This is a genomic window from Motiliproteus coralliicola (genome assembly GCF_003345655.1).
Classification (GTDB): domain Bacteria; phylum Pseudomonadota; class Gammaproteobacteria; order Pseudomonadales; family Balneatricaceae; genus Motiliproteus; species Motiliproteus coralliicola.
In genome coordinates this window covers 711,540-732,819 of the sequence record NZ_QQOH01000002.1, presented here as the reverse complement: position 1 = coordinate 732,819, position 21,280 = coordinate 711,540, and the positions used below count along the sequence as shown (strand labels likewise).

General features: G+C 55.7%; 15 protein-coding genes. 10 read left to right on the top strand and 5 right to left on the bottom strand.

The genetic code is table 11. The annotated features are described in order from the left end of the window. Positions 1 to 19 precede the first annotated feature (19 nt). Positions 20 to 577 carry an alkyl hydroperoxide reductase subunit C gene (gene ahpC, locus DV711_RS10260; protein WP_481318821.1) on the bottom strand — a complete coding sequence of 186 codons (558 nt, stop codon included), beginning with the start codon at positions 575 to 577 and terminating at the stop codon, positions 20 to 22. Between the two features lie 235 nt (positions 578 to 812). Between ahpC and DV711_RS10255 the strand changes: the two genes are divergently transcribed. Beyond that, positions 813 to 3,452, top strand: a complete 2,640-nt coding sequence (locus DV711_RS10255; protein WP_114695560.1) for a tetratricopeptide repeat protein — start codon at positions 813 to 815, stop codon at positions 3,450 to 3,452. A 30-nt stretch (positions 3,453 to 3,482) separates the two neighbouring features. On the opposite strand, the gene DV711_RS10250 is transcribed toward DV711_RS10255, so the two are convergent. Beyond that, positions 3,483 to 4,337: a LysR substrate-binding domain-containing protein gene (locus DV711_RS10250; RefSeq protein WP_114695559.1), complete on the bottom strand. Its 855-nt coding sequence runs from the start codon at positions 4,335 to 4,337 to the stop codon at positions 3,483 to 3,485. 138 nt (positions 4,338 to 4,475) lie between these two features. On the opposite strand from DV711_RS10250, the gene DV711_RS10245 reads away from it, so the two are divergent. The 5 genes from DV711_RS10245 to DV711_RS10225 all read left to right on the top strand — a co-directional run bounded on the left by DV711_RS10245 (position 4,476) and on the right by DV711_RS10225 (position 9,196). Beyond that, positions 4,476 to 5,717 (top strand): YbfB/YjiJ family MFS transporter, encoded by a 1,242-nt coding sequence (locus DV711_RS10245; RefSeq protein ID WP_114695558.1) that lies wholly within the window; start codon positions 4,476 to 4,478, stop codon positions 5,715 to 5,717. A gap of 209 nt (positions 5,718 to 5,926) precedes the next feature. Then, on the top strand, positions 5,927 to 6,352 hold the full coding sequence (gene hisI / locus DV711_RS10240; protein ID WP_114695557.1) for a phosphoribosyl-AMP cyclohydrolase: 426 nt from the start codon (positions 5,927 to 5,929) through the stop codon (positions 6,350 to 6,352). Continuing rightward, on the top strand, positions 6,349 to 7,698 hold the full coding sequence (locus DV711_RS10235; RefSeq protein WP_114695556.1) for a dihydroorotase: 1,350 nt from the start codon (positions 6,349 to 6,351) through the stop codon (positions 7,696 to 7,698). The genes hisI and DV711_RS10235 overlap by 4 nt, the downstream gene beginning before the upstream one ends. A 13-nt stretch (positions 7,699 to 7,711) precedes the next feature. Then, a complete protein-coding gene (folE2, locus tag DV711_RS10230; protein WP_114695555.1) occupies positions 7,712 to 8,629 on the top strand; it encodes a GTP cyclohydrolase FolE2 in 918 nt (305 codons plus the stop codon). A 3-nt stretch (positions 8,630 to 8,632) separates the two neighbouring features. Beyond that, positions 8,633 to 9,196 carry an LbetaH domain-containing protein gene (locus DV711_RS10225; protein WP_114695554.1) on the top strand — a complete coding sequence of 188 codons (564 nt, stop codon included), beginning with the start codon at positions 8,633 to 8,635 and terminating at the stop codon, positions 9,194 to 9,196. A 54-nt stretch (positions 9,197 to 9,250) separates the two neighbouring features. Here the strand turns inward: DV711_RS10225 and DV711_RS10220 are convergent, their stop codons facing one another. Next, on the bottom strand, positions 9,251 to 10,156 hold the full coding sequence (locus tag DV711_RS10220; RefSeq protein WP_114695553.1) for a LysR family transcriptional regulator: 906 nt from the start codon (positions 10,154 to 10,156) through the stop codon (positions 9,251 to 9,253). A gap of 176 nt (positions 10,157 to 10,332) precedes the next feature. Between DV711_RS10220 and dld the strand changes: the two genes are divergently transcribed. After that, the gene (gene dld / locus DV711_RS10215; RefSeq protein WP_114695552.1) at positions 10,333 to 12,018 is read left to right on the top strand and encodes a D-lactate dehydrogenase; all 1,686 of its coding nucleotides are present in this window, start codon (positions 10,333 to 10,335) and stop codon (positions 12,016 to 12,018) included. Between the two features lie 117 nt (positions 12,019 to 12,135). On the opposite strand, the gene acnA is transcribed toward dld, so the two are convergent. Continuing rightward, entirely contained in the window at positions 12,136 to 14,853 is a 2,718-nt protein-coding gene (gene acnA, locus DV711_RS10210; protein ID WP_114695551.1) for an aconitate hydratase AcnA, read from the bottom strand. Between the two features lie 1,215 nt (positions 14,854 to 16,068). Here acnA and DV711_RS10205 point away from each other — a divergent pair. Both DV711_RS10205 and DV711_RS10200 read left to right on the top strand, forming a co-directional pair. Next, positions 16,069 to 18,864 (top strand): bifunctional aconitate hydratase 2/2-methylisocitrate dehydratase, encoded by a 2,796-nt coding sequence (locus tag DV711_RS10205; protein ID WP_114695550.1) that lies wholly within the window; start codon positions 16,069 to 16,071, stop codon positions 18,862 to 18,864. Positions 18,865 to 19,181: 317 nt separating this feature from the next. Beyond that, positions 19,182 to 19,925 carry a DUF1826 domain-containing protein gene (locus DV711_RS10200; RefSeq protein ID WP_243633782.1) on the top strand — a complete coding sequence of 248 codons (744 nt, stop codon included), beginning with the start codon at positions 19,182 to 19,184 and terminating at the stop codon, positions 19,923 to 19,925. 24 nt (positions 19,926 to 19,949) lie between these two features. Here DV711_RS10200 and DV711_RS10195 read toward each other — a convergent pair whose 3' ends face one another. Further along, a complete protein-coding gene (locus DV711_RS10195; RefSeq protein WP_165840070.1) occupies positions 19,950 to 20,849 on the bottom strand; it encodes a LysR family transcriptional regulator in 900 nt (299 codons plus the stop codon). Between the two features lie 108 nt (positions 20,850 to 20,957). Between DV711_RS10195 and DV711_RS10190 the strand changes: the two genes are divergently transcribed. After that, on the top strand, positions 20,958 to 21,242 hold the full coding sequence (locus DV711_RS10190) for a DUF2218 domain-containing protein (RefSeq protein WP_114695548.1): 285 nt from the start codon (positions 20,958 to 20,960) through the stop codon (positions 21,240 to 21,242). Positions 21,243 to 21,280: the final 38 nt, after the last annotated feature.

Genomic DNA, 21,280 nt, shown 5'->3' with positions numbered 1-21,280 from the left:
ACCGTTTATAGATTGGTCGTTAAATCTTGCCGACCAGGTCCAATGACGGAGCCAGGGTCTCTTCACCCTCTTTCCACTTCGCCGGGCAGACCTCACCCGGATGCGCTGCCACGTACTGGGCCGCTTTGATCTTACGCACCAGCTCACCGGCATCACGGCCGATACCACCGGCGTTGATCTCGATGATCTGGATCTTGCCTTCTGGGTCGATCACGAAGGTACCGCGTTCGGCCAGACCCGCTTCTTCGATCATCACCTCGAAGTTGCGGGTGATCAGACCGGTCGGGTCGCCGACCATCGGGAAGTTGATCTTGCTGATGGTGTCGGAGGTGTCGTGCCAGGCCTTGTGGGTAAAGTGGGTATCGGTTGAAACCGAGTACACCTCGACGCCCATCTGCTGCAGTTCCGGGTAGTAGTCAGCCAGGTCACCCAGTTCGGTCGGGCAGACAAAGGTGAAGTCGGCCGGGTAGAAGAACACCACGGACCACTTACCCTTCAGGTCGGCATCGGAAACTTCGACAAAATTTCCCTGGTGAAAAGCTTGCGCATTGAACGGTTTGATTTCGGTGTTGATCAGCGAGTTAGACATTGGTTTCTCCCAGTACGGTTGCGTTATCGCAGATAAGTTGTAAACACAGGAGCAATGCTAAGACTCAACCAATCATCATTAAAATCTATTATTTAAATTACCCTGATAGCAGTTAGCTATTAACAATCATATCCGTTGCCTTGATCGGCCCTGCCCCCCTGACCTCCCGGCGCAACTGGGTTACCCTGCAGCCTCTATTGATCAGCGTAGGAGAAGGACCTTAATGCTCAATCGGATCAAACCCGTCGTCGTATCGCTGCTGCTGGCCGGCGCCAGTTTCTCGGCCCAGGCCAACGACGACCTCTACCAGAGCGCACTGGATTATCAGCGCCAGGGTGACGAACGCGCCGCCGTTATCGAACTGAAGAACCTGCTCAGCGAGCAGCCCGAGCATGCCCGGGGGCGCCTGTTGCTGGGTGAGCTGTATCTCAAGCGAGGTGACATTAAAGGTGCTGACAAAGAGCTACGCCGTGCCCGTCAGTTGAACGTCGATGCCCCCAGATTGCCTCTGTTACTGGCCCGAACCCAGTTACAGCAGGGTCAGGCGGACAGGGTCGAACAACAGCTGTCACCTTTAACCTTCGAGCAACCCGATCTGGAAGCGGAGCGGCTACTATTGCTGGGCCACAACTATCTGGCCCGCAAACAGCTGCAACAGGCCGAGCGCTCCTATCAAGCGGCAGAATCGCTGCACCCCAGCAGCGAGATCAATCTCAGCCTGGCTCGCTTGGCGCTGCTGCAGCAACAGCCGGATGCCGCGATCAAACGAGCTAAAGCCGAGCTGACCAATCCCGATTCGGCCCCCTCGGCGCAGCTGTTATTGGGTCAGATTCAATTACAACAGGGCGATCCAAGCGGTGCCCGGCAGTGGTTCGACCCCCTACTGGACAAACAGCCCAACAACCTGGCCGCGCAACTGGGCCGGACCCGCGCATTGCTGCAGCAGCGCGAACTTGAGCTGGCCCGACAGCAGGTCGACCAGTTATTAGCACTGGCCCCCGGACTGCCGGATGCCGAGCAGATCTCGGCGGCCCTGTATCTGCAAAATGGCGAGCTGGAGAAAGCCCGCGATATTCTCGACCCACTCAGCCAACGCTTTGATCGCCACCCGGAGGTTACCTATCTGGCCGGCTACACTCACCTCCAGTTGGGCAACCACTCACAGGCCGAAAACCTACTGTCGCGCAACCTCAATCGATATCCGCAACACCGGGCTACTCGCCTGGCGCTGGTGCGCTACTACATCACCCAACAGCGCTTCGCTCAGGCTCAATCCGCGTTGGAACCGTTGCTCGACGATGATCAGATTCCTTCCCCCGTCTACTCCTTGGCCGGTGCGCTGAACCTGCAACGCGGCGATACCGAAACCGCCACCGATTACTTCCGTCGGGCGATGCAGGAAGGCGATGCGGAGCGTGCCGGTCGGCCGCTGGCGATCTCGGAAATTCTCAGTGGCGAACTGGATGCCGGCATCAGTCGGCTGGAAAGCATCGCCGAGCAGGCAGGCCAAGCCGACCTACAGACCGACTCATTGCTTCTGCGTGCTTACCTCAGGGCCGATAAAACCGACAAAGCCCGGCAACTGCTGCAACAACGGATCGAAACGAGCCAGGATCGTGCCAGCTACCAACTGCTGGCTGCCATTATGGAGATCCAGCTCAACAACTTCCCGGCCGCCGAACAACGGCTTAACCAGCTGCGCCAGGAACAACCGCAGCATCTGGGTGCCCTGCTGGGACTGGCCCAACTGGCCCGTCTCCAACAACAGCCGGACCAAGCACAGAGCCTTTATCGACAGGCCAAGAACCTGGCTCCGGATGATCTGCGACCGGTAAAGGGGCTGGTCAGCCTGGCGCTGCAGCAGCGGCAGCTCGAACAGGCAGAAACCCTGACCGCCGACTTCTATCAACAACACCCGACCATCGAATCCGCCCAGCTCTATCTGGCACTGCTGAACCAGTTGCAGCGCCAAAACAAGTTCGACGAGCTGCTGCCATCGATCCGGAGCCGTTTCCCGGATAATCCGGGCTTCGCCCTGGTAGAGATCAAGAAACTGGTTGCCGACGGCAAACTCAACAGTGCCCGAACCCAGTTGGAGCAGTTGGTCGACGCCCAACCCCAATACCGCCCGGCCCAACTGAGCCTGCTGCAGCTGCTGCTGACACTCAAACAGCCGGAGGCGGTGCTGGCCCAGAGCGACCGCTTCAATGACCTGTTGAGCCAACATCCGTTGACGCTGATGTACCGCGGTGACGCCTACCATCTACTCAAGCGCCCCGAGCAGGCTATCCAGGCATTCCGTCAGGCTTATACCAATCGCCCCTCACCGGTGCTGGCAGCGAGGCTCTCTCGCGCCATCGCACCACAAGATCGCCAGGCAGCGATTGAGTTTCTCGATCGTCATCTACAGCGCTTCCCACGGGATCAGGGGGGGATGCTGTACCAGGCTGAGCTGCTGCAGCGGGAGCAGCCCGGCGATTCGGTTTCCACCTACGAACGGCTACTGACACTCAACCCGGAACATATCGTGGCGCTGAACAACCTAGCCTGGGTCTACCAGCAGATCGGCGATTCACGGGCACTGGAAATGGCCGAACGGGCCTACCGACTGGCCCCGGACCAACCGGCCATCGGCGATACCCTCGGTTGGATATTGCTGGAGCAGCAACCGCAGAAGGCTCTGCCGCTGCTGCAGCGGGCAGCCACGGCGCTGGATGATCCCACGGTGCAGTACCACTACGCCGCCGCGCTGGCCAAAACCGGAAACAAGCAGAAGGCGATCGAGGTGCTGGAGCCGTTGATGCGCAAACGTTTCGACGACAAGGCCAAAGCCCGCGAGTTACTCAGATCACTGCAGTCCTAAGCGGGAGGGACTACTAACCATCGGTATCGCTCAGGCCGCGTTGGCCTGGGCGGCTACCACCTGCTGCAGCGTTTCCAGCGCCCCCAGCGCGCTCCCCAGCCGGTGACGTACCATCATCGTCGGGACCCGCGCGATCGACGACTCGATCGGCTCAACCACCAACTCGTCGCTGTAGCGGCTCTGCTCCACCACCCAGCGCGGCATCAGGGTCGATCCCAGTCCGATACTGACGCAGCCGATAATGCCATCCAGTGTTCCCAGCTCCATCACCCGCCCCCCGGCAAAACCACTCTGGCGTTGCCAGGTCAGCGCCCGATCGCGGTAGACGCAGCCTTCACGAAACAGGATCAACGCCGGCTCTTCGGTGCGGATCCCCTTGCCGTGGACCAACACCAGCTCCTCGATCAGCACCTGGGTGGCCAGCAACTCGGGATGATCGACCGCGCCGCCGACAAAGGCACAATCGATCTTGTGGGCCAGCAACCGATCCAGCAAAGCTGCCGAGGTCTCACTCTCAATCCGGAGCTGCACCCCTGGATGCTTCTGGCGTAACTGTTTCAATGCCCCGGGCAACCGGAACGAGGCGAAGGTCTCCATGGTGCCGATCCGAAGCTCACCGGTCTGCTCGCCGACCTGTCGAACCGCCATCGAGGCCGCGTTCTCCAGCTGCAGCAACTGGCGCGCATGCTTGACCAGCTCTTTGCCGGACGGCGACAGTGCCAACCCACGCCCCTGGCGGTAGAACAACTCGGTATCAAGCTCCTGCTCCAGCCGCTTGATCCGACTGGTGACATTGGATTGCACTGTATGCAACGCTTTGGAGGCAGCCTGAACACCCCCTTCGTCAACCACGGCCAGAAAGGTTCTGAGCGCCTGCAGTTCCATATCCACTCCCGAATAATCTTTTTTAGAGAACAAACCTTTCTCTAATATTCATTTGTAGAGATAGATTGGATTATTTACTTTTAGATTCACCAACACAACAACTATCAAACAGCCAGGAACAGCTATGAAGGATCAGCGATGAAGAAACCGCTACCGAACGGACTCAACCCGCCGCCAGAGCGCCAACGTTATCGGGTTCTAGGCGCTGGTATCCTCAGCCTGTTGCTAACCCTGGGTATCGCCCGTTTCGCCTATACCCCGTTATTGCCGTTGATGCAGCAACAGGCCGGACTGGGACTGGCCGAGGGCGGCGGGCTGGCGGCGATCAACTACCTCGGCTATTTCTGTGGCGCCATCGTTGCCTCGCTGATCAGTGACCTGCAGCTCAAAGACAAGCTCTACCGTATCGGCCTGATCATGGCGGTGATCAGTACCGCGGCGATGGCACTGACCGACAACTTCTGGATCTGGGCCTTGTGGCGCTTTGTCGCCGGGGTCGCGGGAGTGTCCGGCATGTTGCTGGGCGCCGGTTTGATTCTGAACTGGCTGATGCGCCATAACCTTCGCCACGAGCTGGGTATTCATTTCAGCGGTGCCGGGCTGGGGGTGGCACTGAGCGCGCTGGTAGTCGAACTGTTCGCCCACTTTGTCGATTGGCGCGGCCAGTGGTGGCTGCTGAGCGGGCTGGCGCTGCTGCTGGCGATTCCGGCCTGGCGCTGGATGCCGAAACCCGAGCAGGACCCGCACGCCAACCAGGCGGCCCATATGCAGGACAATCCGCCCGGCAAGCTGTTTTTCAGCACCTTCATGCTGGCTTATTTCTGCGCGGGGGTCGGTTACGTGGTCAGCACCACCTTTATCTCCGCGATCGTCGAGGGGCTGCCCGGCATGGCCGGTCAGGGTGGCTGGGTGTTTATGGTGATCGGCCTGGCCGCCGCACCGGCCTGTATTCTGTGGGACTTTATCGCCCGCCGGTTGGGCTACATCTACTCGCTGACGCTGGCCAGCGGCCTGCAGATCCTCGGTATCCTGCTGCCGCTGCTGAAGCCGGATCTGACCGGCGCCATTCTCGGCTCGATCCTGTTCGGCGCCACCTTTATCGCTGTCGTCAGCCTGGTGCTGACCATGGCCGGGCGTTACTACCCGTCCCGTCCAGCCAAGATGATGGGCAAAATGACGCTGGCTTACGGCACCGCCCAAACCCTGGCGCCGGCAGTGATCGGCATCTTGGCCGAACAGAGCGGCAGCTACAATATCGGCCTCTATCTGGCCGCCGCCGTCATGGTACTGGGCACCCTGTTGATGCTGCTGCTGAAGCCACTCGAAGCCCGCCAACAGCGGCTAAAAACCGCCAATACCGCCAAGCCGGCGACCCACTGACGAAATCGCTTCACCGGCTGATCGCCGCATCTCATCCCGCGGTTCAGCCTCCAATTCGAATCTTCATCACGGACTAAGAAATTAGATATCTGAGTTAATTACTCAAATGTTATGTTATAACATGTCGGCTTTAATTAACCCTGACCAACCACGACCGACACGTCCTGGCATCAAGGTCACAATCCACATGCAATCAAGAGGTAGCGTTTATGACCAAGGCGTTTTTTCAGAGTATCGAAACCAACGCCCACAACCACAGCCTCCCACTGGCGGATGTACTGAGCCGGTTAGCTTTCAATGATCAAGGATTGATTCCCGTTATCGCGCAGGATGCCACCAGCAAGGAGGTGTTGATGCAGGCTTGGATGAACCGGGAAGCGTTGGATCGAACCCTTAAATCGGGGCGGATGGTGTATTGGTCGCGCAGCCGTCAATGCTATTGGGTAAAGGGCGAGAGCAGTGGCCATACCCAGGAGCTGGTGCGGATGTCACTCGATTGTGACGGTGACGTGATTCTGTGCCAGATCAACCAGATCGGTGCCGCCTGCCACACCGGCCGTCCTGCCTGTTTCTATCTGGACGTGGTGCCCGAGAAAGATCAGGTGGTCATCCAGGGAGATGCCTCCCTGCCATGAAAACCGCGCTGATTAACAACTCGACTCTTATCAAGAAGGCGACGCTGATCAACGAAGGCAGCGAGATCGTTGCCGACCTGCGTATCCGTGATCAGCGGATCGACCAGATCGCCGCTGAAATCCCCGCCCAGGCCAACGAGCAGGTGGTCGAGGCCGAAGGTCGTTGGTTACTGCCGGGGATGATCGATGACCAGGTCCACTTTCGTGAGCCCGGCCTGACCCACAAGGGCACCATCGCCAGCGAATCCCGCGCGGCGGTTGCCGGTGGTATCACCAGTTTTATGGAGATGCCCAACGTCAATCCAGCCACCACCACTCTCGACGCCCTGGACCAGAAGTATCAGATCGCGCAACGTCATTCGCTGGCCAACTATGCCTTCTATCTGGGCGCCACCCCCGACAATCTCGACCAGATTCAGCGTCTGGATCCGACCCGCCACTGCGGCGTCAAGGTCTTTATGGGCGCCTCCACCGGCAACCTGCTGGTTGAGGATCCGGTCGCACTGGAGGGGATCTTCCAGCACAGTCCGGTCTTGATCGTGACCCACTGTGAAAGCGGTCCGGTGATCCAGCACAATCTGGAGCGCTACCGTCACCAAGATAGGATGCCGACGATCTCAGATCACCCGATCATCCGCTCCGCCGAAGCCTGCTTCGCCTCATCCTCCTATGCGGTCGATCTGGCCAAGCGGTTCGGCAGCCAACTCCACGTGTTGCATATCACCACCGAGAAGGAACTCAGCCTGTTTGAACCCGGCCCAATCAGCGGCAAACAGATCACCGCCGAGGCCTGTGTTCATCATCTGTGGTTCTGCGATCAGGACTACGCGAGCAAGGGCAACCTGATCAAATGCAACCCGGCGATCAAATCGTCGACGGATCGGGACGCCCTGATCCAGGCGCTGCATAGCGGCCAGATCGACATCATCGCCACCGACCATGCTCCCCATACCTGGGAGGAGAAGCAGCAGGCGTTTATGCAGGCGCCGGCGGGGTTACCGCTGGTGGAGCAGGCCCTCCTGAGTCTGCTGGATCATGTCCATCACCAGCGCCTGAGCCTGACGCAGGTGGTCGTAAAAACCGCCCATAACCCGGCCCTGCGCTACGGTATCGTCGAGCGGGGATTCCTGCGTGAAGGCTATTTTGCCGATCTGGTGCTAGTCGATCCCGAAGGCGGCACCGAAACCCGTCATGGAACGAGCCGCTATCACTGCGGCTGGACACCCTTCGACGGCCACCGATTCCAATCCCGGATTCTCTCCACCTGGGTCAACGGTACCCGGGTCTTTGATGGCCAACAGCTGTGTACGGACGCCTCCGCATCAGCGCTCCAATTTTCTCACTAACGATTTAATTTTTATGCTCAATCCAAAGCCACTGCCGGATGTGGCATCCCAACATTCGGCTTCGCACTCCCTCGCCCTCCAATGGGTCGGGATGGAACAGATCGCCCTGCCGATCCGACTGGATCTGGCCGATAGCCATTCGCTAAATCTCAGCGCCAAGGCCGACCTCTATGTCAGCCTCGACCGGCCGGATGTGAAGGGCATCCATATGTCCCGTCTCTATCTGGAGATGAACCGTTTTCTGGCCAATCAATCGCTGACCCATGAATCACTGGCGCAGCTGCTGGCTCTGATGGTCGAATCCCAGCAGGGCATCAGCCAAAATGCGCGAATCACACTGAGTTTTGATCTGCTGCTGCAGCGCAACTCCCTCAAGAGTCAGCAGCAGGGTTATCAATCCTACCCGGCGGTGATCAATGCCGAGCGGATCAACGATCAGCTGAAGCTGGAGCTGGAACTGACTATCCCCTACTCCAGCACCTGCCCCTGCTCCGCCTCCCTGTCCCGGCAGCTCTACAGCGAAGCGGTCGACCGACAATTCTCCGGCACCTCCATCGACAAGCAGGCGTTGTTGCAGTGGATTCAATCCGAAGCTGGCTCCATCGCCACGCCCCATAGCCAGCGCTCCTACGCCTACCTGCAGCTGCAGCTGGCCGACGGTGCCTTTCCCGACTTCACCATCCTGATCGATCGGATCGAGGAAGCCCTCGGCACCCCGGTACAGACGGCAGTCAAGCGCAGCGACGAGCAGGACTTTGCCCGCCTGAACGCGGAGAACCTGATGTTCTGCGAAGACGCCGCCCGGCGGGTGAAAACCTGCCTCGAAAACCAGGCCCAGATCAGCGACTACTGGTTCAAGGTCGAGCACCAGGAGAGCCTGCACGCCCATAACGCCGTCGTTATCGATCAGAAATTCACAACAGAGAACTAAATCATGCTGCGCAAGAACCCCTCCGGCCTGAGTCCCCAGGTCTCAGAGAAAGCCTTTATCGACCCCACCGCTATCATCTGCGGCCATGTGATCATCGAAGAGAATGTCTTTGTCGGCCCCTACGCGGTGATCCGAGCCGACGAAGTGGACGCCGACGGCAACATGGAACCGATCATCATCCGACGCGATTCCAATATTCAGGATGGCGTGGTGATCCACTCAAAATCCGGCGCGGCGGTCACCATCGGTCAACGTACCTCCATCGCCCACCGCTCCATTATCCACGGCCCCTGCGAGGTCGGTGACGATGTGTTTGTCGGCTTCAACAGCGTCATCTTCCGCGCCCATATCAACGACGGCTGCGTGATTCGACACAACTGTGTGATCGATGGTCTGGATCTGCCGGCCAAGATGCATGTCCCGCCGATGATCCATATCGGGCCGGACTTTGACCTTAGCCAGATCGAGCAGGTACCGCCGGATTACTCCTCGTTCTCCGAGTCGGTGGTGGCCGCCAACCACTGGCTGGTCGAAGGCTATAAGAAACTTTCCAATGAGTTGAACTGAGGGATTCAGCTGGCGGACAAACAGGCCTGCTGTTTGTCCGGCCAGATTGTCGCCTCAATGCCGGAAAAGAGCCTCTTCTTCGGCATACATCGCCTCCAGCAGCTCGATAAAGGCGCGGGTTTTCGGTGGCAGGTAGCGGCTCTGGGGATAGAGTGCGTAGATACCGACCCGTCGATACAGCAGGCTTTCCATCACCGGCACCAGTTCGCCGCTGGCCCGCTCGTGACGCACCATATAGAGCGGCAGAAAAGCGATCCCCATCCCGTCCAACGCCGCTTCACAAAGCGCCAGCAGCGAGTTGGCCCGAAAGCGGCCGTTGACCCGAATCGAAGCCTCACCCTCCGGCGAGATACAGGGCCAATCCGCTTCACCGGTCTGTTGATGGCTGAACAGCAAACACTCGTGCTGGGTTAATTCCTCCAACGACTGGGGGGAACCATGTTGTTGTAGATAGCTTGGCGAGGCAAAGGCGTGCCAGCAGGAGGTCACCAGCCGTTTACAGATCAGACTCGAATCCTCCAGAGTGCCGGTTCGAATCGCCAGATCGAAGCCCTGCTCGATCAGATCATCGAAGCGATCCTGAATCACCATGTCGACCTCCACTTCCGGGTAGCGCGCCATAAACCGGCGAATCACTTTCGGTAGAAACAGCTGACCGGACACACCCGGCGCGCTAATTCGCAGCACCCCACTGGGTTCGGCGCGGTAGGCGCTTAGCTCTTCACTGGCCATTTCGACATTCTGCTCCAATGTTTGGCAGTGTCGATAAAGCAGTTCGCCGGCTTCGGTCAAATTGAGCTTGCGGGTACTGCGGCGTAACAGCTGAGTGCCGAGGTCCGACTCCAGTCGTGAGATATGCTTGCTGACAACCGAACTGGCCACACCCCGTTGAACGGCCGCTGCGCGGAAGGATTTCAGCCGCACCACCAAGGCAAATAACATCAAATCATCAACGCGCATCAAACAGCTTCCTAGCGGCCCAGTCGATTGGTAAAGATATAGAAACTATCAAGTTCCTTTGTTGCTGTTAATTTAGCATAGCGCTCTCTTTAAACTCCAAACTTATAAAAACCAACGACGAGAACCCTGGGCTTAGGGCCTCCAATTCTCGATGACGGAGTGCTGAGGAGATTTAAATGAACAACGAAGCTTTGATCGCCACGCTGACTGACATAGTCGGAACCAAGTACTGCATCACCGGCGATAAGAAATCAGAACGTTTCCGTAAAGGCTTCCGTTCGGGTGAGGGTCAGGCCCTCTGTGTGGTCAAACCTGGGACACTATTGGAACAATGGAAGATCCTGCAGGCCTGCGTCGCCGCAGATAAGATTGTGATCTTCCAAGCCGCCAATACCGGCCTCACCGAAGGGTCGACGCCGAAATCGAGCTATTCCCGCGACGTGGTTGTAATCAATACCATGCGTATGGATGCAATCCACTGCCTGCAAGGCGGCAATCAGGTACTGAGCTTCCCTGGCGCGACACTGTTTGCGCTGGAAAGGCTGCTGCGTCCACTCAAGCGCCTGCCTCATTCGGTCATCGGCTCCAGCAGCATCGGCGCATCAATTCTCGGTGGGGTCTGCAACAATTCCGGCGGTGCACTCTGCGAGCGTGGTCCGGCTTATACCGAGCTGGCGCTCTACGCCCAGGTTGGCGAAGACGGTAAGCTGCGCCTCGTCAACCACCTGGGCATTGAGCTGGGCGACACCCCTGAAGAGATCCTGATGCGCCTGGAGGCTGGCGATTACGACAAAGACAGCGCAGCACCTGCAGGCAAGAAGGCGTCCGATACCGATTACGATGCGATCCTGCGGGACGTCGAAAGCCCACTACCCTCTCGATACAATAATGACGACCGCCTTCTCCATGAGGTCTCCGGTTGCGCCGGAAAACTCGCCGTCTTTGCGATCCGCCTCGATACTTATCCGCAAAATGAGGAGGAGCGCACCTATTACATCGGCACCAACAACCCCGATGACATCACCGAACTGCGCCGGCGTATTCTGACCGAATTTGAAACCTTGCCGGTGTCTGCCGAATATGTGCACCGCGAGTGTTTCGATATTGCCGCCGAATACGGCAAAGACACGCTGGTGATGATCGACAAGCTGGGCACCGATCGGTTGCCTGCGGTGTTCGTGCTCAAAGGTGCAGTGGACGCGCGGTTGAACAAATTTTCGCTAACCCGAGGATTCACCGATAAATTCATGCAGTTTGCGATGCGTCTGTGGCCGCAGCACTTGCCTAAGTTCATGCGCGATTACCGCGACCGGTTCGAGCATCACCTGATCCTGAAAATGCATGATGGTGGCATTGCAGAAGCCGAGAAACTGCTGCCAGAACTCTTTGAAGGAAGAGACGACGCGGATTTCATGGCCTGCACGCCGCGTGAAGCGAAGATTGCCGGTCTGCATCGCTTCGCAGCGGCGGGAGCTGCGGTACGTTACGGCCACGTGCATGCCGATCAGGTTGAGGATATCTTGGCCCTGGATATTGCGCTGCCGCGCAATGATCTGAATTGGCGGGAGCAACTGCCCAAGGAAATCACCGACAAGCTGGTAGCGAAGGTCTACTACGGCCACATGATGTGCCACGTCTTCCACCATGACTACATCGTCAAGAAAGGCGTCGATGTCAAAGCGCTGAAGGCGGAGATGCTCAAGCTGCTGGATCAGCGGGGCATTGAATACCCGGCCGAGCACAATGTCGGCCATCTCTATGTCGCCAAAGAAGATCTCGCAACGCATTACAAAGACTGTGACCCGACCAACTCCTTCAATCCCGGTATCGGTAGAATGTCTCGGGAAAAGTACTACGCCTAAACCGTATGCACCATCGCCCACAAGACGAGCCGCTACCTCCACCTAGGAAATAGCGACTGCCATAAAAAAACCGCCGATAATCGGCGGTTTTTTGATTCTGACAAAGCAGAACCGGGGTTAGGTATTCGCGGCGATGATATCGCGAAGAACCATCGGCAAGATGCCTTTGTGACGGATTTGATCCAGCTCGGATGAAGTATCAACGCGCGACAACAGCTCAATTTGCTGTGACGAGCCATCCGCCCTGTTAATGGTCAATGCCACAGAACCCCTCGGTTCAAGAGTATCGATGCCCTTCAGGTCGAAGGTTTCAGTACCATCCAGATTCAGAGAAGCGCGTGTAATCCCTTCCGGCAACTGCAGCGGCAGAACACCCATACCCACCAGATTGGATTTGTGAATACGCTCAAAGCTCTCTGCAATGATCGCTTTAACACCCAGCAACGCAGGCCCTTTCGCCGCCCAGTCGCGTGACGATCCGGTGCCATACAACTTGCCGCCAAACACAACGGTAGACGTACCTTCGTTACGATAACGCTCAGCAGCATCGTAGATAGACATTTGCGCAGGTGCACTGCCAGACGAGTAATAGTTGGTTACCGCGCCCGTGGTGCCCGGCAGCAGCAGGTTTCTGGCTTTGACGTTGCCGAAAATACTGCGCAGCATCACGTGGTGGTTACCACGACGCGCACCGAGCGAGGTCATGTCGCTATCAGCAACACCTTGTGAGCTCAGGTATTCGCCAGGAGGTGAATCCGGACGGATACGACTGACCGGTGAAATGTGGTCGGTTGTGGTGTTGTCATCACACATCACCAGCATGCGCGCGCCAGCGATGTTGTTCAGTGAATCTTCTGGCGTTTCCAGTGAGAAACCATCGAAGAACGAGATCTCCTGGATGTAAGTGGAATCCGGCGCCCAGTCATAAACCGGGCCAGTCGGCGATTCCAGGTTCTGCCAGGTAGCCGGGCCATCCAAAGAGTTTTCATAGGTTTCGCGGAAGGCTTTCGGGTCCATGCACTCAAGCATTGTCTGACTGATTTCAGCATTGCTGGGCCAGATATCCTTAAGGTATACGTCGTTTCCGTTGGCGTCCTGACCCAGTGGCTGCGTAGTAACATCAATATTCACATTACCTGCCATCGCCATGGCAACGACCAGCGGCGGTGACATCAGGAAGTTGGTATCAACATCCGGGTGCACGCGACCTTCAAAGTTACGATTACCAGACAGAACCGACGCCGCAATAATATCGTGGTTTTGCAGTGCTTCTTCGATGCTTGGTGCCAGAGGGCCGGAGTTACCTACGCAGGTGGTACAACCGTAACCGGCAGTGTTAAAGCCCAGTGCATCCAGATGTTGTTGTAGTCCCGCTTTGGTCAGGAAGTCGGTAGCAACAGGTGACCCCGGGGCCAGAGAGGTTTTGACACCGGCCGGTACCTTCATACCCAGTTCATTGGCTTTCTTGGCCAGCAATCCCGCCGCAATCAGCAAGCCGGGGTTGGAGGTGTTGGTACAGGCGGTAATCGCCGCAATCACGATATCGCCGTCTTTTAGCTCACGTTCAGGCAGCGGCGCGAAAATACCCGCTTCGTCCGCCTTCATTGGCGTTACTTTGACGACTTCAGGGTTGCGCTCGCCTTCAGTGGCTGCTTTTTGGAAAACGTTACCAATCTCAGCTAGTGGTAATCTGTCCTGAGGTCTTTTCGGACCCGCCACAGAAGGCTCAACGGTGGATAGATCGAGTTTAAGCAGATCGGTATAACGTGGAAGCGCCTGTCCTGGCTTCCAGGCCATATTTTGCGCTTTGTAGTATTCGAGTGGCAGATCACCGTCCCTGCCGGTAGCTCTCATATAATCAGCAGAGATCTCATCAAATGGGAAAAAGCCCATGGTTGCGCCATATTCAGGCGACATGTTTGCAATGGTTGCACGGTCTGGTAGGGAAAGGTTGGCACAACCTTCACCAACGTATTCAACGAACTTCCCAACTACACCTGCTGGGTACTTACGCAGCATTTCTGTGATGGTAAGTACCAGGTCAGTTGCAGTCACGCCTTCTCTTAGTGCGCCTGTCAGCTCAACACCGACTACTTCAGGTGCCAGCATCTGCATAGGCTGACCAAGCATAGAAGCTCCGGCTTCAATGCCACCAACACCCCAGCCGACAATACCCAGGGCGTTAGCCATCGGTGTGTGGCTGTCCATACCGATCAGTGTATCCGGTGCCATCAGGCCGTTAATGTCGAGATAACCCTGCGCCAGATATTCCAGATTAACCTGGTGAACAATACCGGTCTGCGGGGGGATAATCCGGATGGTGTCAAATGCCTGTGCACCCCATTTCAAGAAGGCATAACGCTCTTTGTTTCGTTCCGCTTCCAGCTCACCATTGATTCGGAGAGACGCCGGGCTACCGGTGTTATCCATGGTCACAGTGTGGTCGATAACCAGATCGGCACGTACCAGCGGTTCGATAATGGCAGGGTCAAGACCCATCCGCTGAACCGCTGAACGCATAGCGGCAAAATCCACAATAGCGGGAGTACCACTCAGGTCGTGCATAATGACGCGACCTGCCGTGAAAGGAATTTCTATCGGCTTGGTACCCTGATGCTCTGTCCAGCTTCCAAGTGCTTGAACCTGCTCAGCGGTTACGCCGTTTTGGCCCACATTGCGGGCGATGCCTTCCAGGATAGGGCGAAGAGAAAAAGGTAATTCATCGAGCTTAATACCAAACAGCTCTGCAGTATCCGGAAGGCTATGGTAGCTATGTGCTGTTCCGGGGAGTGTTCTAACAGAACTGGATGGATCGAAATCGAGAAGACTTGTCATAGTTTTATACCTTTCGCATACGGGACATTTCTGAACCTACAACCTTTGAAGCACGAGACTCCGCTATTGGTCGGAGCTTCTGATGTCCTTGTCGATCGTAGTTTCAGCCGTCAAACAAACCGCCATTCCTTCGAGTGATTCTCTGATCGGTGTGCAACCACCCTCTAACAGTTCGGTGGTGCTGATCCATTGAAATAACCAGCAGAAAATATGTCTCTACTTAACGATGAAGTCGCGAAGAGCACCAAAAACTTATCGGGCGTCATTAACGCCATTTCCTGCAAGATAAATCATCACTCACCAAGATTGTCGACAATTTTAGCCACAAACCGTCTCAAAGCAACAAAATCAGGCATACTTTCGTCTGAATTACATACAATCTAAGACTATTTGCTAGTACAGAGCATGTCTGTGTTGACATCGTTGAAGCGAAGTTGAGCTAGTTTGTACAACGCAGAATATTTTTGGAGCGGCTTTGCTGGCCAACTACCGGATCAAGAATGAAACAAGCGAATTTAAAGGCATTTAGAGATTCTCTGGACCTCATCTACAGGCCAAAACAGCTGACTGCTAATTGATACCGAGCCCTGCAGCTCATAGCCGCTGTCCTTGGCATGGGATTGCATGAACATGAAGATGAGAAGACATTCATACGGGAGAAATAGCCAGGCCAAACGCGCTGATGCATGGGCTGCTAACTACTAGCCGATAAGACAAGAGGTTGACCGGGAGGCGCTGGGGAGTTTTTTAGGTCTTAGCGATGTACGAGCAGCAGTTAGACTTCTGTATTTTTTGTACAGCACGACTCTGCTCGGTATTGAGCTGAGGCGCCATATTGTCTAGAGACTGCCAAAAGGCAAGAATGATACTGGCTGTATAGCCGGTTGATTAAATCGCTGCAGGCACGAGAGTCAGTTAACCGGCCATATATTAAATTGACGACCAACCCGCCTTCGCCAAATTAAAAAACAAACACAGCTCTCTAAACGATTATTATTTTCAACAAGGAAATAACAACCCTACCACATCCTTATCAATCTGTATAGTTACAACCAATGTATACCCTCTGCAAACAATTGATTTTGTTGATATTTTTTTCACTTATATCGAGTATAAGCTTCATTCAAGTAGTTTTCATTGAGCTGTTTGTGACTTTTTTTTTATAATCCGCCGTTAAATCATAACCAGATTTAATAAAGTGAGACGTTGGACGCCATGAGCTACTATTCCGAGTACCTACAAGAGATTGAGGTTCGTAAAAACGACCTGGGTCTGAACCCAAAACCAATCGATAGCGCTGAATTGCTGTCTGAAATCATTGCCCAGATTAAAGACACGGGTAATGCAGAGCGCGAAGCTTCTCTAAACTTCTTCATCTACAACACTCTGCCTGGTACGACTCCTGCGGCTGGCGTTAAAGCAGCTTTCCTGAAAGACATCGCCCTGGGTAAAGAAGCTGTTGCAGAGATCTCTCCTGAATTCGCTCTTGAGCAACTGTCTCACATGAAAGGCGGTCCTTCTGTTGAAGCGCTGCTGGATATCGCACTGTCTGACGACGCACAAGCTGCTGCAGCTGGCGAAGTCCTGAAGTCTCAGGTTTTCCTGTACGACGCTGACACTGCTCGTCTGGCTGACGCTTACAAAGCGGGCAATGCCATCGCTAAAGACATTCTGGAAAGCTACTCCAAAGCAGAATTCTTCACCAAGCTGGACGATATCCCAGAGAAGATCAAAGTTATCACCTACATCGCCGCAGAGGGTGATATCTCCACTGACCTGCTTTCTCCGGGTAACCAGTCTCACTCCCGTGCAGACCGTGAACTGCACGGTAAGTGCATGATCTCTCCAGAAGCTCAGCAGGAAATCGCTGAGATGGGCAAAGCTAATCCAGACGCCAAAGTGATGCTGATCGCTGAAAAAGGCACCATGGGTGTAGGTTCTTCCCGTATGTCCGGCGTTAACAACGTGGCACTGTGGGCTGGTGAGAAAACTTCTCCATACATCCCATTCGTAAACAACAAGCCAGTTGTTGCGGGTACTAACGGTATCGCTCCGATCTTCCTGACCACTGTTGGTGTAACCGGCGGTATTGGTCTGGACCTGAAAAACTGGGTTAAGAAAACCGATGCAAACGGCGAAGTTGTTCGTGACGCAAACGGCGACCCGGTACTGGAAGAAGCTTACTCCGTTGCGACTGGTACGGTTCTGACCATCGATACCAAAGCTAAGAAGCTATACAACGGCGACGAAGAGCTGGCTGACATCTCAGATGCTTTCACTCCTCAAAAAGTGGAATTCATGAAAGCCGGTGGTTCTTACGCGGTTGTATTCGGTAAGAAACTGCAAACGTTCGCTGCTGAAACCCTGGGCGTTGAAGCTCCGGTTGTTTACGCCCCTTCTAAAGAGATCTCCAACGAAGGTCAGGGCCTGACTGCTGTTGAGAAGATCTTCAACCGCAATGCGGTAGGTGTAGCTTCTTCTACTCCTCTGCACACCGGTTCCGACGTTCGTGTAAAAGTGAACATCGTAGGTTCTCAGGACACTACCGGTCCTATGACCTGCCAAGAACTGGAAGCGATGGCCGCTTCTACTATCTCTACCAGCGTCGACGGTGCCTTCCAATCTGGTTGTCACACCGCGTCTGTTTGGGACAACAAAGCTAAGGCTAACACGCCTAAGCTGATGGCATTCATGAACGCGTTTGGCGTAATCACTGCTCGTGACCCGAAACACGTTTACCACTCAATGACTGACGTTATTCACAAGGTACTGAATGACATCACCGTTGACGACCGCGCCATCATCATCGGTGGTGACTCTCACACCCGTATGTCTAAAGGTGTCGCCTTCGGTGCTGACTCCGGTACCGTGGCTCTGGCACTGGCCACCGGTGAAGCGGCAATGCCGATCCCTGAGTCTGTCAAAGTAACCTTTAAAGGTGCTATGAAGCCTCACATGGACTTCCGTGACATCGTACACGCCACTCAAGCGCAGATGCTGAAGAAGTTCGCTGGTGAAAACGTCTTCCAAGGCCGTGTTATCGAAGTACAGATCGGTACGCTGCTGGCTGACCAAGCCTTCACCTTCACCGACTGGACTGCAGAGATGAAAGCGAAAGCCTCTATCTGTATCTCCACCGATGAGACCCTGATCAAGTCTCTGGAACTGGCTAAGTCCCGTATCCAGATCATGATCAACAAAGGCATGGAAAACGAAGCAGGCATGCTGCAAGGCCTGATCGAGCTGGCTGACAAGCGTATCGCCGAAGTGAAATCTGGCGAAGCGCCTGCTCTGGCTCCGGACGACAATGCACAGTACTACGCTGAGCTGGTTGTTGACCTGGACGCCATCGACGAGCCGATGATTGCTGACCCGGACGTAAACAACGAAGACGTCTCTAAGCGTTACACCCACGATGTGATCCGTCCGACCTCTTACTACAATGGCCGCCAGGTGGATCTGGGCTTCGTCGGCTCCTGTATGGTTCACAAAGGCGATATGCAGATCATCGCTGCTATGCTGCGTAACCTGGAGAAGAAAGGTCCTATCACCTTTAAAGCGCCTCTGGTTGTTGCGCCGCCGACCTACAACATCGTTGACGAGCTGAAAGCCGAAGGCGACTGGGAGCTGCTGGAGAAATACGCCGGCTTCGAATTCTCTGACGAGAATCCAAAAGAAGAAGCGCGTACCAAGTACGAAAACATTCTGTACCTGGAGCGTCCTGGCTGTAACCTGTGTATGGGTAACCAGGAAAAAGCCGAAGCGGGTGACACCGTGCTGGCGACTTCTACCCGCCTGTTCCAGGGCCGTGTGGTAGAAGACACTCCTGAGAAGAAAGGTGAGTCCCTGCTGGGCTCTACCCCGATGGTTGTCCTGTCCTGTATCCTGGGTCGCTTCCCGACTCTGGAAGAGTACAAAGACGCCGTTGACGGTATCAACCTGACCTCTTTCGCTCCGCCTAGCGAAGACTTGAGCGTAGCTCCTCAGGCTATCCCGGCTGCACGTATCTAATCACTGAAAACGTGACTAACAAAAAGCCCTGATCATTCAGGGCTTTTTTTTGCTTGCAGCTTGGGAGAGCCTGCAAACCCATACGGTTTCTCGAACCACTCCATCCTGAATGGAGCGAATGCCAGCTCCCCGAAGATCACCAAGACTAACCTTACCTTTCAATACCAGGCTTGCGCCCCTACCCACTGCTTCAAACCGCTTATCAGTAATAACGCACGAATAATGATGCAGTGATCACGACATCGAACAGCACTCAATACAACTAATATCATTAATTATGTTATATCATTACATTTTTAATAAAAGAGGTGGTGAGTGTGCAGACGGCCGAGCAAATCAAGCTAGATCCAGCGACTTCAATCGATTCCAGCAATGATTCCGAAACAACGCTGTATAGTCCTGATAGAAGCCCCACGCAGGTTAACCCAGAAACTCACCCCAATTCGGCAATTGGTGATTCGATCGAGATCCTGACCAAGATCTATGACGACCCAATCAATCTGGTGGTACTACAGCGTCCACTGGAGTCTCAGGTTCAGCACTACTGCCGACAACTGATCGCAGCCAAACCCAACTTCTCTATGCGGGCCGTGTTTCGTCCGGAAACCTCCCAGCAATCGTTGGCAGAGTCGTTTCCGGAGCTGGAAGGCAAGTCGGCCTTTATCAAAGACCTGGCATTGCTGATGGAGCTCTACAGCTGCCTGTTCGATCTGGAAGAGGTTGGTCTGCGGATTCAGCTGCTGGATCGCGCCATGTGTCCCCGCTTCCACACCGACAAGCTCGGCTGCCGCCTGGTCACCACCTATCTCGGCCCGGGCACCGAGTGGCTCCACAACAACGTATTGGATCGCAGCAAGCTCGGAGCCGGTAACCAGGGACTCAGCGACGACAAGTCGGGGCTGTACTCTGCGGATGCCGAGATCGAGCAGGTCGCTGAAGGCGATATCGTGCTACTCAAAGGCGACGGTTGGATCGGTAACGAGGGTCACGGCGCCGTCCACCGCTCTCCCGCCGTCAGCCAGGGCGACAAACGGATCGTCGTAACGATGGACTTCGGCTAAGCCGACAGCAGCCGATCTGAGTTATCACCCCAGCGACGAACACTGTTGCACGATCTGCTCGCGCAACCAGCTATGCTCCGGGTTTTGGTGATCCTTCTGATGCCAGATCAGATACATCGTCAGGCTTTCGCTGACATAAGGAAACGGCGCACAGGCAAAACCCTGTAGCGCCGTTTGGGACAGCAATGAGGGCGCCACCGCCAGTAGATCGGTGCCCTTCAGAAAGGTGGCCAAACCGGAGAAGTTCGCCACCCGCAGGTTGACCCGATTATCCAGATCGAACCGGTTCGTCTCCAGCTGTCGAGTCACTGCCTGCCCCTGCAGGAAAGTCAGACTGATATAGCGGGCCCGATCGAAATCTTCCGCGCTGCTGGGTGCTTCGCGCTGGTCTGGGTCGTAGAAACAGACACTGCGATCCTGATACAGCCGCCGCATCATCAGATCGGCATGATCGGGCACCATCGGCGAGATGATCAGATCCACCTTGCCGTTTCTTAACTCCTCGGCCCGCGGCTTCTCCGCCGGCAGGATCGTCAAATTGAACTCCCCAACCTGCTCGCTGACCGTCCGGTACAACGGTGCCAGGACGATATCGCGCTGGAAATCATTGGCGCCGATACGGTAGTTCAATACCGCTCCATGGGGATCGAACTGCGCCGGGCGCACCACCTGCTGTAGCTGAAGCAGCAACGCCCGGGCCTCATCTTCCAGCTGTTCGGCGCGTCGAGTCGGGGTGATCCCACGGCCGGAACGGATAAACAGCGGATCCTTGAAGATCGTCCGCAGCCGGTCCAACTGGTGGCTGACGGCCGACTGGGTGATACCCAGCCGTTCCGCCGCTGCCGTCACCGAGCCGGTTTCCATCACCGTGACGAACAACGTCAACGCCCGCCCATCCAACGACAAATAATCGATATTACTCATGAGTACTATGAGCACCACCCTGTTTTTACTCATACAACGATAGCGCATAGTGGACATCACCAACACCCCACTACCCCTTCAATCAAGAGCCAGCAAGCAGGAGCCACCATGCAGCTATCCTTAACCACCGAGTACCGCATCGACAGCGCAGAGTCCTACCTACGCCGCCTGTGCCGCCACTTCAGCCACAAGGTTCTGGTTACCCTCGAAGAGGGCAGCGGGCGGGTCGAGTTTCCGTTCGGCAGTTGCCAACTGAACGCCAGCGACAGCCAGTTGGCCATGGAGGCTACCGCGCTATCTGAGCCACAACTGCAGAAAACCATCGAGGTGATCGTCAACCACCTGCAGCGCTTTACCAAAGATGAGGCTGTCGGCCAGCTGCAGTGGCAATAAGCCCCCGACAAACAACCGATGTATTGCAGGAGTGAGAA